Here is a 14,944-nt window from a genome sequence, read left to right as displayed (position 1 = left end):
TGAGAGTGTTCTCTCAAAACTAGATAACAGATGTGACATCATTCAAAATGTGGGTTAAGTCCTCGATCGATTAGTATCTGTCAGCTCCATGTGTCGCCACACTTCCACCTCAGACCTATCAACCTGATCATCTTTCAGGGATCTTACTTCCTTGCGGAATGGGAAATCTCATCTTGAGGGGGGCTTCATGCTTAGATGCTTTCAGCACTTATCCCGTCCGCACATAGCTACCCAGCGATGCCCTTGGCAGAACAACTGGTACACCAGCGGTGCGTCCATCCCGGTCCTCTCGTACTAAGGACAGCTCCTCTCAAATTTCCTGCGCCCGCGACGGATAGGGACCGAACTGTCTCACGACGTTCTGAACCCAGCTCGCGTACCGCTTTAATGGGCGAACAGCCCAACCCTTGGGACCGACTACAGCCCCAGGATGCGATGAGCCGACATCGAGGTGCCAAACCTCCCCGTCGATGTGGACTCTTGGGGGAGATAAGCCTGTTATCCCCGGGGTAGCTTTTATCCGTTGAGCGATGGCCCTTCCATGCGGAACCACCGGATCACTAAGCCCGACTTTCGTCCCTGCTCGACTTGTAGGTCTCGCAGTCAAGCTCCCTTGTGCCTTTACACTCTGCGAATGATTTCCAACCATTCTGAGGGAACCTTTGGGCGCCTCCGTTACCTTTTAGGAGGCGACCGCCCCAGTCAAACTGCCCACCTGACACTGTCTCCCCGCCCGATAAGGGCGGCGGGTTAGAAGGTCAATACAGCCAGGGTAGTATCCCACCGATGCCTCCACCGAAGCTAGCGCTCCGGTTTCCAAGGCTCCTACCTATCCTGTACAAGCTGTACCAACATTCAATATCAGGCTGCAGTAAAGCTCCACGGGGTCTTTCCGTCCTGTCGCGGGTAACCTGCATCTTCACAGGTACTATAATTTCACCGAGTCTCTCGTTGAGACAGTGCCCAGATCGTTGCGCCTTTCGTGCGGGTCGGAACTTACCCGACAAGGAATTTCGCTACCTTAGGACCGTTATAGTTACGGCCGCCGTTTACTGGGGCTTCAATTCGCACCTTCGCTTACGCTAAGCGCTCCTCTTAACCTTCCAGCACCGGGCAGGCGTCAGCCCCTATACTTCGCCTTACGGCTTCGCAGAGACCTGTGTTTTTGCTAAACAGTCGCCTGGGCCTATTCACTGCGGCTCTCTCGGGCTTGCACCCTAACAGAGCACCCCTTCTCCCGAAGTTACGGGGTCATTTTGCCGAGTTCCTTAACGAGAGTTCTCTCGATCACCTTAGGATTCTCTCCTCGCCTACCTGTGTCGGTTTGCGGTACGGGCACCTCTCACCTCGCTAGAGGCTTTTCTTGGCAGTGTGGAATCAGGAACTTCGCTACTACATTTCGCTCGCCATCACAGCTCAGCCTTATGGGAAACGGATTTGCCTATTTCCCAGCCTAACTGCTTGGACGCGGATATCCAATACCGCGCTTACCCTATCCTCCTGCGTCCCCCCATTGCTCAAATGGTGAGGAGGTGGTACAGGAATATCAACCTGTTGTCCATCGCCTACGCCTTTCGGCCTCGGCTTAGGTCCCGACTAACCCTGAGCGGACGAGCCTTCCTCAGGAAACCTTAGGCATTCGGTGGAGGGGATTCTCACCCCTCTTTCGCTACTCATACCGGCATTCTCACTTCTAAGCGCTCCACCAGTCCTTCCGGTCTGGCTTCACAGCCCTTAGAACGCTCTCCTACCACTGTTCGAAGAACAGTCCGCAGCTTCGGTGATACGTTTAGCCCCGGTACATTTTCGGCGCAGAGTCACTCGACCAGTGAGCTATTACGCACTCTTTAAATGGTGGCTGCTTCTAAGCCAACATCCTGGTTGTCTAAGCAACTCCACATCCTTTTCCACTTAACGTATACTTTGGGACCTTAGCTGGCGGTCTGGGCTGTTTCCCTTTCGACTACGGATCTTATCACTCGCAGTCTGACTCCCAAGGATAAGTCATTGGCATTCGGAGTTTGACTGAATTCGGTAACCCGGTAGGGGCCCCTAGTCCAATCAGTGCTCTACCTCCAAGACTCTTACCTTGAGGCTAGCCCTAAAGCTATTTCGGAGAGAACCAGCTATCTCCAGGTTCGATTGGCATTTCACCCCTACCCACACCTCATCCCCGCACTTTTCAACGTGCGTGGGTTCGGGCCTCCATTCAGTGTTACCTGAACTTCACCCTGGACATGGGTAGATCACCTGGTTTCGGGTCTACGACCACGTACTCATGCGCCCTATTCAGACTCGCTTTCGCTGCGGCTCCGCATCTTCTGCTTAACCTTGCACGGGATCGTAACTCGCCGGTTCATTCTACAAAAGGCACGCCATCACCCGTTAACGGGCTCTGACTACTTGTAGGCACACGGTTTCAGGATCTCTTTCACTCCCCTTCCGGGGTGCTTTTCACCTTTCCCTCACGGTACTGGTTCACTATCGGTCACTAGGGAGTATTTAGCCTTGGGAGATGGTCCTCCCGGATTCCGACGGAATTTCACGTGTTCCGCCGTACTCAGGATCCACTCAGGAGAGAACGAAGTTTTGACTACAGGGCTGTTACCTCCTATGGCGGGCCTTTCCAGACCTCTTCATCTACCTCGTTCTTTTGTAACTCCGTGCAGAGTGTCCTACAACCCCAAGAGGCAAGCCTCTTGGTTTGGGCTAATCCCGTTTCGCTCGCCGCTACTCAGGGAATCGCATTTGCTTTCTCTTCCTCCGGGTACTTAGATGTTTCAGTTCCCCGGGTCTGCCTTCTCATATCCTATGAATTCAGATATGGATACCACTCCATTACGAGTGGTGGGTTTCCCCATTCGGAAATCTCCGGATCAAAGCTTGCTTACAGCTCCCCGAAGCATATCGGTGTTCGTCCCGTCCTTCATCGGCTCCTAGTGCCAAGGCATCCACCGTGCGCCCTTTCTAACTTAACCGTTAAAAAGAATCACTATGTGATATCTTGTATTACTAATTGAATGTGATGTCTACTGTTATCTAGTTTTCAAAGAACACGTTTCGAAGGAATGATCCTTCAAAACTAAACAAGACAGGGAACGTTCTGTTTATAAGACCCAAGGTCTTATATTCCGTAAATATCCTTAGAAAGGAGGTGATCCAGCCGCACCTTCCGATACGGCTACCTTGTTACGACTTCACCCCAATCATCTGTCCCACCTTCGGCGGCTGGCTCCTAAAAGGTTACCTCACCGACTTCGGGTGTTACAAACTCTCGTGGTGTGACGGGCGGTGTGTACAAGGCCCGGGAACGTATTCACCGCGGCATGCTGATCCGCGATTACTAGCGATTCCAGCTTCACGCAGTCGAGTTGCAGACTGCGATCCGAACTGAGAACAGATTTGTGGGATTGGCTTAACCTCGCGGTTTCGCTGCCCTTTGTTCTGTCCATTGTAGCACGTGTGTAGCCCAGGTCATAAGGGGCATGATGATTTGACGTCATCCCCACCTTCCTCCGGTTTGTCACCGGCAGTCACCTTAGAGTGCCCAACTGAATGCTGGCAACTAAGATCAAGGGTTGCGCTCGTTGCGGGACTTAACCCAACATCTCACGACACGAGCTGACGACAACCATGCACCACCTGTCACTCTGCCCCCGAAGGGGACGTCCTATCTCTAGGATTGTCAGAGGATGTCAAGACCTGGTAAGGTTCTTCGCGTTGCTTCGAATTAAACCACATGCTCCACCGCTTGTGCGGGCCCCCGTCAATTCCTTTGAGTTTCAGTCTTGCGACCGTACTCCCCAGGCGGAGTGCTTAATGCGTTAGCTGCAGCACTAAGGGGCGGAAACCCCCTAACACTTAGCACTCATCGTTTACGGCGTGGACTACCAGGGTATCTAATCCTGTTCGCTCCCCACGCTTTCGCTCCTCAGCGTCAGTTACAGACCAGAGAGTCGCCTTCGCCACTGGTGTTCCTCCACATCTCTACGCATTTCACCGCTACACGTGGAATTCCACTCTCCTCTTCTGCACTCAAGTTCCCCAGTTTCCAATGACCCTCCCCGGTTGAGCCGGGGGCTTTCACATCAGACTTAAGAAACCGCCTGCGAGCCCTTTACGCCCAATAATTCCGGACAACGCTTGCCACCTACGTATTACCGCGGCTGCTGGCACGTAGTTAGCCGTGGCTTTCTGGTTAGGTACCGTCAAGGTACCGCCCTATTCGAACGGTACTTGTTCTTCCCTAACAACAGAGCTTTACGATCCGAAAACCTTCATCACTCACGCGGCGTTGCTCCGTCAGACTTTCGTCCATTGCGGAAGATTCCCTACTGCTGCCTCCCGTAGGAGTCTGGGCCGTGTCTCAGTCCCAGTGTGGCCGATCACCCTCTCAGGTCGGCTACGCATCGTTGCCTTGGTGAGCCATTACCTCACCAACTAGCTAATGCGCCGCGGGTCCATCTGTAAGTGGTAGCCGAAGCCACCTTTTATGTTTGAACCATGCGGTTCAAACAAGCATCCGGTATTAGCCCCGGTTTCCCGGAGTTATCCCAGTCTTACAGGCAGGTTACCCACGTGTTACTCACCCGTCCGCCGCTAACATCAGGGAGCAAGCTCCCGTCTGTCCGCTCGACTTGCATGTATTAGGCACGCCGCCAGCGTTCGTCCTGAGCCAGGATCAAACTCTCCGATAAAGTAGTTTGACTGACTACGCACATCGCTGTGCGATTTTATAAAAATGAATTAACAGGTACGTTTTGTCTTGTTTAGTTTTCAAAGATCATTCTAATAATGGAGCGGGTGATGAGAATCGAACTCACGACATCAGCTTGGAAGGCTGAGGTTTTACCACTAAACTACACCCGCGTGGTATCTTATAATGGCGCGCCCGAGAGGAGTCGAACCCCTAACCTTTTGATCCGTAGTCAAACGCTCTATCCAATTGAGCTACGGGCGCTTATCAAGCGACTTAACTATCATACTATCATTTGAAGTTAAAGTCAAGAAGTTTTTAAAATGTTTTTTGAAGAGCAAATCTTTTTTTCAATTCGACTTTTCTTATTATACACGTTTTTAAAAACTTGTAAACACCTTAGAAAAACTTTTTTGTTTTCCGTTTTGTTTCGTGCTGTTCATCAGCGACGTTTAATAATATACCATGTGTATTTCATTCGGTCAATACTTTTTCTATATTTTTTTATTTTATTCTTTCACGCTTTATCATGTATAGACTTTATCTCCTTTTACAAAGGATATAAGAAACCAATCACTAGAAAAGAAACGAGGCGTGTTATGTATTACTACAAAGAAGAGCTGATAAATATCATTAAGCCAGATAAGTCAGACCCGGCAGCAGCTAAGGTCCTTCAGGAAATATTGGGCGGTCATTACGGAGAAATGCGTACGATGATGCAGTTTTTTTTCCAAAGCTCCAATTTCAGAGGAAAACAAAAACAGTACCGCGATCTGCTCCGTGGCATTTTTTTAGAGGAGATTGCCCACGTTGAACTGGTTCAAAACACAATTAATGCTCTATTAGATGAATCAGGCGGAGAAGGAGTCGGCAGTCAAGGTGCAGATCAGGCACCACTTGATGAAGCGATTAAACATGCTAACCCTCATCATTATATAATTGGGGCGCAAAGTTCCTTACCTGTTGATGCAGGAGGCAATCCGTGGAATGGGTCATGGGTGTATAACCATGGAAACTTAATTACCGACCTATTGGATAACTTGCTTCTTGAATCAACAGGCGTGCTGCAAAAAACAAGAATTTATGAAATGAGCTCGAATCAGACGTTTCGGGAAACTCTTGCTTTTCTGATTGTACGCGACAATGCTCACCAGAATGCGTTTGCGAAAGCGCTCGAGACATTGGGCGTTGAGTGGGCGAAGCTCTTACCTGTGCCGAATTACGACATTAATAAATACCCTGAGTGCAGAAAGTATGTTGAATTAGGATACCACAATGCGCAGTTTAACTTCAGATTGGATGAGACAAGAATTGGCGAAATCTATCAAGGAACATCCCCGAGCAGAAATGGCGGAGAGTTACAAGTAATAGAGCCTCCGGCAGGGTTCCCTGTTCCAGTGCTTCCGGAAATGCCAAATGAACACAGTCCTGGATTAGGCGATATGAATGCCTGATCAGGTATGAAGGTGCTCAAGAAACTTCTTGAGCACCTTCTGCTTCGTATTCATTCAACGATAGGTGTTAAAGAATCACCATTCCATATCTCTCCCTTATTGAGTGTCCAGCTGTCGTTATATAAAGCTGATGCACCCTTGTTTGCAGCTGGGCTCCACTCGTCATTCCAAGCCAGAAAGTAAATGGTTTTAGGATATTTTTGTTTTATTGCATTGACCAACAGGCTGTAATCGAAGCTGCCGTTTGCATTTTGCGGGCCAACTTCTGTAAAGGCAAATGGTTTGTTAAGCGCTATTAGCTGATCGTATCCGTTAATCGAATAGGCATCTTGAAAATATGCATCTAATCCGACAATATCAACGTAAGACGCCCCGGGGTAAAAATCGGTTTTAAAATCTCGATTGGCGTCGGGAGAATAAACCCATAGCAAATGATCAAGTCCTCTTATGTCGGTCATATAATGATAGATTTTTTTGTAGAGCTGTTTATATAGAGAGATTCTTTCATTATCCTTTTGATTATATGATGTAAGTCCCCACCAAAACCATTCACCGTTCATTTCATGCAACGGCCTGAACAGTACAGGCACACCTTGGTTCTCCAGTTCTTGAAGTCCGTCAGCAATTTTGCTGAGCATGGCATTCAGCCGTTTCCCTTCCGCTGTTGATGCATCTAATATGTTTTCATATTGATCGTTTGTGATCTGTGTTTTAAAATGCCCTGACTGAAAAGCCGGATTCGCCAAATGCAAACTGATTTGCGGGATTCCTCCGCTTTTCCAATACGAGAGTAAATCGCTATTGCAGCTTACATCAATTGAATCTTCAATGTTTACTGTTTCAAGCCACCCTCTGGCATAATCACAGCCGTAAATAGCAGGTGATTGTCCCGCGGCACTTTGGATTCTTTCAGCTTCGGTCATAGAGAATGTGTCATGACTGTAGCCTCCAAACGCTCCGGAAAGGACCCTGTTTTCTGTTCGATTCGGCAGATGAGCAAGCCAATTCATCACTGCTTGTGTTGTCTGCTGTGCATTAGGATTTACAGGCGACACAGTATGGGCTTCCATTGGTTTTGCTAAAATACAAGACGCAAGTAAAAATAAAATGAGCAAAGAGATCGTAGGTTTCTTAAACAAATGCAATTCCCCCATTCATTAAGGATGAGATATTATCAACTCACATGTTCCTTCTATTGAAAACTCGCCAAATTGGGCAGGCAAAATAAAGTGTGAGCCTGCATTGCACTCATACTGAATACCATTATTTACGATTCGTCCTGATCCGCTCAGAACACTCCCCAGCAAATAAGTTTGATGAGAAGGAAAAACAGCTCGACCGCTAATTTTCCATTTGTACACTGAGAAATAATCCGATTGTACATAAGCAGTGATCACCACGTTATTATTTTCTTTCACTTCCGGTGTATGCACTTTATCGATATGCGGTATCGTTAAGACTTCGGTGGCCTTTTCTATATGAAGAGTTCTTTTTTTGCCCTGGTCATCACAGCGGTCATAATCGTATACGCGATACGTTGTATCAGAGTTTTGCTGGATTTCAAGGACAAAGGTTCCCTCACATATAGCATGAAGCGTACCGCTTGGGACATAAAAGAAATCTCCGGGCTTGATTTTGATGCGTCTCAGCAGCCCATTCCAATCCCCGCTTTCTATTTGTTGTTTGAACTCTTCCTTTGTGCTTGCGTGATGGCCCAAAATCAGTTCGGCGTCATCTTTGCAATCAATAATATACCAGCACTCCGTTTTTCCGAGATCACCGTTTTCATGCAGTATCGCATAATCATCATCAGGATGTACTTGCACGGAGAGATCCATAGTGGCGTCCAGCAGCTTTACCAGCAGCGGAAACACCTCTCCATCTGGAAAACCGAAAACCTCCGGATGATCCTGCCATACTTGATTTAGTGTCTTTCCTGCCATCGGCCCGTTTTTAACAACCGACGAGCCATGGGCATGTGCAGAAACGGCCCAGCATTCACCTGTTCTAACTGAGGGTATTGCGTAGCCGAAAACGTCACGAAGCTTTGTTCCTCCCCATATTCTTTCTTTAAAGACAGGCTCCAAAAATAAAGGGTGCCTCATGACCGCACCTCCCCCGATGCTGATTCTGCTTGAAAGGCCTGATTCGCTAAAACAAGCGTGCCGATAATTCCAGCGTTACCGCCTAAACGTGGAGATACAATATAATCGCATATACTTTCTGATAATTCAGAAAAATCAAAGTAGCTGTTCATGATTTTAGGAACATATTGATAAATATAAGGAAACACTTGTTTCTGCTTCATGACGCCGCCGCCAAGAATGATTTTTTTAGGTGCAAGGATCAAAATATACTGAGCCAGCGCTTGGGCAATATAGTACCCTTCCAGTTCCCAAACTTGATTGATATCAGATAAATCAGCAGCTTTTTTTCCCCAGCGCGCTTCTATGGCGGGACCGGAAGCCAAGCCTTCAAAGCAGTCCTTATGATATGGGCACTTCCCTTGGTATTCATCCTCCGGGTGCCTGCGAATATAAATATGGCCCATCTCTGGATGTGACAGCCCCTGAAGAAGCCGGCCCTCTACAATAGCACCTGCGCCAATGCCAGTTCCAATCGTCATATACAGGCAGCTGTCTATATCCTTCGCTTCACCGAAAAGGAATTCACCCAGCGCCGCAGCGTTGACATCTGTATTAAATCCGATTGGAATTTTCATTTCATTTTTAACGGTCTGCAAAAAGGGATAGTGTCTCCAGCCTGTTTTCGGCGTGGCTGTAATGGTTCCGTAGGTTTTACTGGTTTTATCGTTATCAACGGGACCAAAGGAGCCGATGCCGATGGCCTGTAATGAGAATTGGCGAAAATATTGAATGACTTTCTCTATCGTTTCATCCGGCATCGTTGTGGGGATCTCTAGTCGGTCAATGATCGTTCCATCCTCTTTACCGACGGCACAAACAAATTTTGTGCCGCCTGCTTCAATACCGCCAAGCATACAGATGGCCTCCTTATTATCTCTGCGATCAGCGCCGTATGTTTACCGAAGTGACGACAAACTTGTCATGCCGATGACGTGAAAAGGAATATTCAAATGGAATGCCATTATCTAAGAAGCCCACATGTTCGACTTCAAGAATTGGATCATCCTGTTTGCAGCCCAGATGCTCCTGGTCAATATGATCAGATTTACATGCCCTGATTTTTCGATGCGATCCGGCTATTTTCAGCTGCAGCTCGTTTGTGATGTGGTTGTAGACCGAATCATGAAGGACATCATCATTAATGCCCGGTATTAAATGAGTCGGCATATATGTTTTTTCCAATACATAGGGCTCTCCCTCTACAATCCGCAGCCGTACAACATAATAAACCGGTGTTTTCTGATCAATGGACAAATGAGCAGCTACGTCTTCTGTGGGAAATTGCACTTCAAACTGAATGATCTTGCTTTTGATTTCCTTATCTTTCAGCAAGTTGGTCAATCCGAGGATTTCATTACTCACGACATGGACATGGTCATCTTGTATCGCTGATTGAATAATAAACGTGCCGTGACCCCGTTTTCTGAACAGCAGCCCTTCGGCAACCAAATTATCCAAGGCTCTTTTCATCGTCATGCGGCTTGAGTTGAACTCTTTTGCAAGAGATACTTCATCGGGAATGGGCTGATCGATTGGATATACGTTATTTTTAATTCTATTTCTCATTTCATTTGCAATGATTTCGTATTTATTCATTGGTATCCTCCGGCAGCTGTTAGAGTTTAATATCACATAAGCTTTTACGGATATCATAAGTTCTTTTCCCTATTTCATCAATGTTGCGGCTGGTTGTAATCTCTATTCATCATGATGATTGCCGGAAGATCAGTATCCTTCGAAAATCTAAAAACCGTTTTGCTCAGCTACCTTTTTGAACCATTTTCCGCTCTTTTTGACGGTCCTTTCCCCGTCTTTCTCGAGATTGACTGATACAAACCCGTATCGGTTTTTATAGGCATTTGTCCAAGACCAGTTGTCCATAAACGTCCATAAGTGATAGCCTTTTACGTTCGATCCTTCCTGGATGGCACGGTGAATCCATTTGAGGTGCTCTTTTATAAACTCGATCCGGTACTCATCTTGAATAATGCCTTGTTCATCCCTGAAGCGTTCCTCGCCTTCGACTCCCATGCCGTTTTCCGAAATAAAGCACTCGATGTTCCCGTAGTTTTCTTTTAAATTGATCAAAATATCATAAACGCCTTTTTCGTAAATCTCCCAGCCGCGATGCGGATTCATTTTGCGGCCCGGCATGACGTAAGGATCAAAATACCTGTCCGGCAAAAAAGGAGCGTCAGGATTCGGAAGATGTTCTTTTGCTTTTACACGTCTCGGCTGATAATAATTCACACCCAACAGATCGACCGTATTGTGTTTGATGACTTTAAGATCTTCTTTCTTATAATCAGGCATAAAGCCTTCGCTCTTCAAAATCTCAACCAGCTCTTTTGGGAATTCCCCTTTAACAGAAGGGTCTAAAAAGGATCTGTTAAAAAATGCATCTGCTATTTCCCCGGCCTTCACATCCGCCGGATGACTGCTTCTCGGGTATGAAGGCGTCAAATTTAAGATGATGCCGATTTTTCCGTCCTGCTTCATCTCCCTATATGCCTGAATGGCACGGGCACTTGATAGCATTGTGTGAAACCCGACCTGGACAGCCTCTTTAAAGTCGACTTTGTTTGGATAATGAAAATCATATAAGTATCCGCCTTCTACGGGGACGATCGGTTCATTATGCGTAAACCATTTTTTCACCCGGCCGCCAAACAAACGGAAACACGTACTTGCATAGTTTTCATAAGCGTCAACCGTTTCTCTGTTGACCCAGCCGCCGGTTTTTTGAAGTTCCATCGGCATATCAAAATGAAACAAATTGACAAAAGGCTCAATTCCGTTAGCGATCAACTCATCAATGACGCTACTATAAAAATCTGCAGCTTTCGTATTGATCTCTCCTGTTCCGTCCGGTATTAAGCGCGACCAGGAAATCGACATCCTGAACGAGTTGTGGCCAAGCTCCTTCATCAGCCTGATATCTTCTTTATAGTTGTCGTAAAATTGAGATGTGGCAGCGGGCCCAACATGATCGAAAAAACGATGCGGTTCTTTTTCAAACCAGTAATCCCATATATTCTGCCCTTTTCCGTCTCTATCGGCGGCACCCTCCGTTTGTGTTGCTGAGGCAGATGATCCCCACCAAAAATCTTTCGGAAAACGATATTGTTCTGTTTGTGTCAAGGTCTCTCTCCCCTTATGTCACATTTTGATATTGTTATCATTTTGCTGAGCAGCTGTTTCCTTAACAGCCTGTTCTTTTTCCTTTGCCAGATTTAATTTATCCATCGCTTTCAGGAACGGAAACCATATCACGAAGACAATCAGCAAATTGACAAGCTGCATGACGCCACCCATGATCGAGTTCGTTGCCATGATGCCATTAATGAATAATGGAACCGTCCACGGTACCGTAACACCAGTCGGAGGCGGAACGAGCCCGGCTGACATGGCCAGATAGGTGACGAGCGTAACAACCATCGGCGCCAATACCCAAGGCACAATAATGATCGGGTTCATGACAATCGGAAGCCCGAAGATAATCGGTTCATTTACGTTAAAAATACCGGGAGCGAGGCCAAGTTTAGAAACTTGCTTCATCTGCCTGCTTTTCATGAATATGAGAATGGTAAACACAATCGCAAGCGTCATCCCGGTTCCGCCCATCCCTACTGTATAAATCTCCATAAACGGTTTTGAAATAATATGCGGGATTTCTTTTCCCGCCGTGTAAGCAGAAAGGTTTTCTACCTGCAGGGTATTCCAAATCGGGTCCATCACGGAGTTGATAATAATCTGTCCGTGCAGTCCGAAAAACCAAAGGATTTGAATGAAAAATACGGCAATCAGCGTCGGGATGATACCGCTTCCAAGTCCGACAAGCGGAGCCTGAATCGCATGGTAAATGACGTCATGCATATTTGTTTTAAAAAGCTGAGTCACCAGAACGTTAATCAGCAAAAACACGGTCAATGTTATAAAAGCCGGAATAAGTGCGGCAAATGATTTTGCTACAGCGGGCGGAACACCGGCGGGCATTTTGATCGTCAGGTTTTTTTGAACAATTCTTCTGTAGATTTCACCAGCAAGAAATGCCGTAATCATGCCAAGAAACATCCCTTTTGCACCGAGACGGTCGACCGGGATAACCCCTGTAATGGCATCTCCTGTTTCCGGCTGAACGATAAATGGCGTTAAGAGCAAAAAGGAAACTAAAGCGATTGCGCCGCCAAATACAGCTTCGACCTGATAGCTTTTTGACAGGTAATAGCCTATCCCGAAGACAACAAAGACAGACATAATGCCCATAGTCGCCGTGGAGGCAATGCCGAATTGAGACTGAAACGATGTCAGCATTGAGGCATTCATGATTTTGTTTAAAAATGGCAGGTTCGTTAACACCACAAAAATGGACCCGAATATCGTAAGCGGGAAAGCCAGCATAAATGCATCACGCAGCACTTGCAAATAGCGGTTGTTGTTTAACCTCCCTGCAATTGGAACAAGGAATTGGCTGATTTTTTCGAACACCCTATCCACCCCGATTGTTTATAGATTCTTTGTTTTAAAGAGATCAAGCAGTTCTTTCACTAATTCCTTCATGGTCAATGTTGACATCAGGTGATCCTCCGCATGCATAAGCAGCAAGGAGAAAGCCGCCTCTTGCCCGCCGGATTCTTTCTGTATCATTTGAAAGTGAATGTCATGGGCCGCGGATAAATCCTGCTCAGCTTTGGCAATGAGGGCATCCGCCTTCTCCATGTTCCCTTCTTTGTAGGTGCGCAGTGATTGTATGAGGCAGCTGCGGGCATTGCCGCTGTGAAGGATAAGCTGAAAACTGATTTGTTCGTCTGTTAAATCCGTGATTTTCATCTGTTCCATTATTGATTCTCCATTAATGACAATGCCTGCTCATACGCTTTTTTGCCATCTGCCATTCCGTAGGCCATCATGTCAATGACTTCAACCTGAATATTGTATTGATCCGCCTCTTTTTGCAGTTCGCTTTTCAGAAAGCTCATTTGTGGGCCGATCAAAACAGCATCCGCTTCTTTCATGTCTTCTTTCGCCTTATCTTGGCCGACTGCCCAAATCTCCGCTTCCTCTCCAATGGATTGTGCGTATTCCTTCATTTTTGTCACCAATAAGCTTGTGGACATTCCTGAACTGCACGCAAGTAATATTTTTTTCAACTGCTATCCCCCCTTATGGTTAAAACGCTTACAATTGTTATTATAGTCATTTATATTTAAATGTCTATACTTTTAAAAAATAAATATAATCATATACTCGTCCGGTTCACCGCTTTGTAAAATTTTCTATGGAAGATTCATTCATAATGTGGTACACTCATCACGGAAACGAATCAATTAAATAGCTATTATCACTTGTATAACCTCAATAATATGGTTTGAGGGTGTCTACCAGGAACCGTAAAATCCTGATTACAAAATTTGTTTATGACATTTTTTGTAATCAGGATTTTTTTATTTGTCAAAACATTTAAGTAAAGGAGTTTGTTATGAATTTTAAAGTTTTCCTGCTTGCAGCTTCTACGATTGCAGTCGGATTGGTTGAATTAATTGTGGGAGGGATTCTTCCTCAGATCGCAAATGATTTAGACATTTCCATTGTCTCAGCCGGGCAGCTGATCAGTGTGTTTGCGCTGGGATATGCAGTGTCAGGGCCGCTGCTTTTGGCATTGACTGCGAAGATTGAGCGGAAGCGTTTATATTTAATTGCCTTATTTGTTTTCTTCCTTAGCAATCTTGTGGCCTATTTCAGCCCTAATTTTGCAACGCTGATGGTATCAAGGGTATTGGCTGCGATGAGTACAGGGCTGATTGTTGTACTTTCTTTAACGATTGCCCCAAAAATTGTAGCGCCTGAATACAGAGCGCGCGCCATTGGAATTATTTTTATGGGATTCAGCTCCGCTATCGCATTAGGCGTGCCGCTCGGCATCTTAATCAGCGATTCCTTCGGATGGCGCATTTTGTTCCTTGGCATCGGCCTGTTGGCGCTGGTTTCCATGCTGATTATTTCAATCTTCTTTGAAAGAATACCCGCGGAGAAAATGATTCCTTTCCGGGATCAGCTCAAGACGATTGGCAATCTGAAAATCGCGAGTTCACACCTCGTCACGATGTTTACATTAGCGGGTCACTACACGCTATACGCTTACTTTGCACCGTTTTTAGAAGAGACTCTTCACCTGAGCTCTTTCTGGGTCAGCGTTTGTTATTTCCTTTTCGGGATATCTGCTGTGTGCGGAGGTCCTTTCGGCGGTGCGCTTTCTGACCGGCTTGGTTCCTTTAAGAGCATATTGCTGGTGACCGGTTCCTTTGCCATCATTATGTTCTTACTGCCGCTGTCAACATCGTCTATGATTTTCTTTTTGCCTGTCATGGTAATTTGGGGACTTCTGAGCTGGAGCCTCGCCCCCGCTCAGCAAAGCTATTTAATTGAAATCGCACCAGATTCGTCTGACATTCAGCAAAGCTTTAACACGTCTGCCCTCCAAGTCGGAATTGCTCTTGGCTCAGCCATTGGCGGTATTGTTCTGGATCAAACGGGAACTGTTGTCTCAACGGCATGGTGCGGCGGATCGATTGTCATTATCGCTGTCCTGTTTGCCTTAATTTCGTTAACAAGACCTGTTCAGACAGCAAAAAAATCCTCCTTGTAAA

The 14,944-nt window shown here is 46.3% G+C and carries 10 protein-coding genes, 2 tRNA genes, 2 rRNA genes and 1 riboswitch; of the genes, 2 read left to right on the top strand and 12 right to left on the bottom strand.

Annotation, left to right across the window (positions count from 1 at the left end; all coding sequences use genetic code 11):
• Positions 1–50: 50 nt before the first annotated feature.
• The 4 genes from M0696_RS03310 to M0696_RS03295 form a co-directional block, all read right to left on the bottom strand.
• Positions 51–2,978, bottom strand: a 23S ribosomal RNA gene (locus M0696_RS03310).
• A 169-nt stretch (positions 2,979–3,147) separates the two neighbouring features.
• A 16S ribosomal RNA gene (locus M0696_RS03305) occupies positions 3,148–4,697 on the bottom strand.
• The 16S and 23S rRNA genes sit together here with 2 tRNA genes alongside, the layout of an rRNA operon.
• A gap of 98 nt (positions 4,698–4,795) precedes the next feature.
• A tRNA-Gly gene (locus M0696_RS03300) sits at positions 4,796–4,869 on the bottom strand.
• Between the two features lie 14 nt (positions 4,870–4,883).
• Positions 4,884–4,960 (bottom strand) — tRNA-Arg (locus M0696_RS03295).
• Between the two features lie 335 nt (positions 4,961–5,295).
• On the opposite strand from M0696_RS03295, the gene M0696_RS03290 reads away from it, so the two are divergent.
• Complete coding sequence (locus tag M0696_RS03290; RefSeq protein ID WP_248602491.1) at positions 5,296–6,150, top strand: manganese catalase family protein; 855 nt, start codon at positions 5,296–5,298, stop codon at positions 6,148–6,150.
• Between the two features lie 50 nt (positions 6,151–6,200).
• Here the strand turns inward: M0696_RS03290 and M0696_RS03285 are convergent, their stop codons facing one another.
• The 8 genes from M0696_RS03285 to M0696_RS03250 all read right to left on the bottom strand — a co-directional run bounded on the left by M0696_RS03285 (position 6,201) and on the right by M0696_RS03250 (position 13,447).
• Positions 6,201–7,289: a glycoside hydrolase family 26 protein gene (locus tag M0696_RS03285; RefSeq protein ID WP_248602490.1), complete on the bottom strand. Its 1,089-nt coding sequence runs from the start codon at positions 7,287–7,289 to the stop codon at positions 6,201–6,203.
• Between the two features lie 18 nt (positions 7,290–7,307).
• Positions 7,308–8,255, bottom strand: coding sequence for a mannose-6-phosphate isomerase, class I (gene manA, locus M0696_RS03280; RefSeq protein WP_248602489.1), 948 nt, complete (start codon positions 8,253–8,255; stop codon positions 7,308–7,310).
• Positions 8,252–9,151, bottom strand: coding sequence for an ROK family protein (locus M0696_RS03275; RefSeq protein ID WP_248602488.1), 900 nt, complete (start codon positions 9,149–9,151; stop codon positions 8,252–8,254). Before M0696_RS03275 ends, manA begins: the two co-directional genes overlap by 4 nt.
• Positions 9,152–9,179: 28 nt before the next feature.
• Positions 9,180–9,893 carry a transcriptional regulator GmuR gene (gmuR, locus tag M0696_RS03270; protein WP_166854116.1) on the bottom strand — a complete coding sequence of 238 codons (714 nt, stop codon included), beginning with the start codon at positions 9,891–9,893 and terminating at the stop codon, positions 9,180–9,182.
• Between the two features lie 147 nt (positions 9,894–10,040).
• A complete protein-coding gene (gene gmuD / locus M0696_RS03265; protein ID WP_248602487.1) occupies positions 10,041–11,438 on the bottom strand; it encodes a 6-phospho-beta-glucosidase GmuD in 1,398 nt (465 codons plus the stop codon).
• Between the two features lie 18 nt (positions 11,439–11,456).
• Positions 11,457–12,785 carry a PTS cellobiose transporter subunit IIC gene (gene celB, locus M0696_RS03260; protein WP_166854118.1) on the bottom strand — a complete coding sequence of 443 codons (1,329 nt, stop codon included), beginning with the start codon at positions 12,783–12,785 and terminating at the stop codon, positions 11,457–11,459.
• Between the two features lie 18 nt (positions 12,786–12,803).
• Complete coding sequence (locus M0696_RS03255; protein ID WP_166854119.1) at positions 12,804–13,136, bottom strand: PTS sugar transporter subunit IIA; 333 nt, start codon at positions 13,134–13,136, stop codon at positions 12,804–12,806.
• A complete protein-coding gene (locus M0696_RS03250; protein ID WP_166854120.1) occupies positions 13,136–13,447 on the bottom strand; it encodes a PTS sugar transporter subunit IIB in 312 nt (103 codons plus the stop codon). Before M0696_RS03250 ends, M0696_RS03255 begins: the two co-directional genes overlap by 1 nt.
• Before the next feature lie 175 nt (positions 13,448–13,622).
• Positions 13,623–13,722, top strand: a riboswitch (purine riboswitch).
• Between the two features lie 54 nt (positions 13,723–13,776).
• Between M0696_RS03250 and pbuE the strand changes: the two genes are divergently transcribed.
• Positions 13,777–14,943, top strand: coding sequence for a purine transporter PbuE (gene pbuE / locus M0696_RS03245; RefSeq protein WP_248602486.1), 1,167 nt, complete (start codon positions 13,777–13,779; stop codon positions 14,941–14,943).
• Position 14,944 lies beyond the last annotated feature (1 nt).

Origin of the sequence: Bacillus rugosus (genome assembly GCF_023238245.1) — a bacterium.
GTDB lineage: Bacteria > Bacillota > Bacilli > Bacillales > Bacillaceae > Bacillus > Bacillus rugosus.
Note: the sequence above shows the minus strand (reverse complement) of the source record. Positions and strands in the feature narration are given on the sequence as shown.